At 47.5% G+C, this 493-nt stretch carries 1 protein-coding gene; it reads left to right on the forward strand.

Annotated features, from left to right (window positions below; all coding sequences use genetic code 11):
* On the forward strand, positions 1-384 hold a 384-nt coding region (locus CIK04_RS31480; protein ID WP_176463488.1), incomplete at its 5' end, for a tyrosine-type recombinase/integrase.
* Between the last annotated feature and the right edge of the window lie 109 nt (positions 385-493).

Raw genomic sequence — 493 nt, forward strand, 5'->3', positions numbered from 1 at the left:
CTGGTACCACTCCCTCACAGAACGCTTCACGCCTTACGCCGATACTGGTGTACACACCGACATCCCAAACTGTTATTCCCAAGCAAAGGTAAGTGTTGTGATGTCGCGTTTAATGATCAAGGAGCACAAAAAGCACTTAAACAGGTTGTACAGGAATGTGGTATTCATAAGCGAATTACCCCTCACTCACTCCGACATTGCTTTGCAACCCATCTCCTAGAGCAAGGGCTTGACCTGCGTTCACTGCAAATCCTTCTTGGTCATGCGAGTTTAAATACAACGGCTCGTTATACTCAACTCACACAACTCAAGTTACATGATGCGAATCAAGCTCTCAATCAACTGGCTGACCGCCTGCACCTCGACTGGGAGCTGACCGTATGAGCACTTTTATCGACCTATTGCGCCAACATCGTCACGAGCTTGAACTAGACTATGGTCATCACTTTAACAGCGATATCAAGCGAGCCATCTCCGCCATGTTACGCTGTAA

It is taken from the genome of Vibrio sp. 03_296 (genome assembly GCF_002265885.1).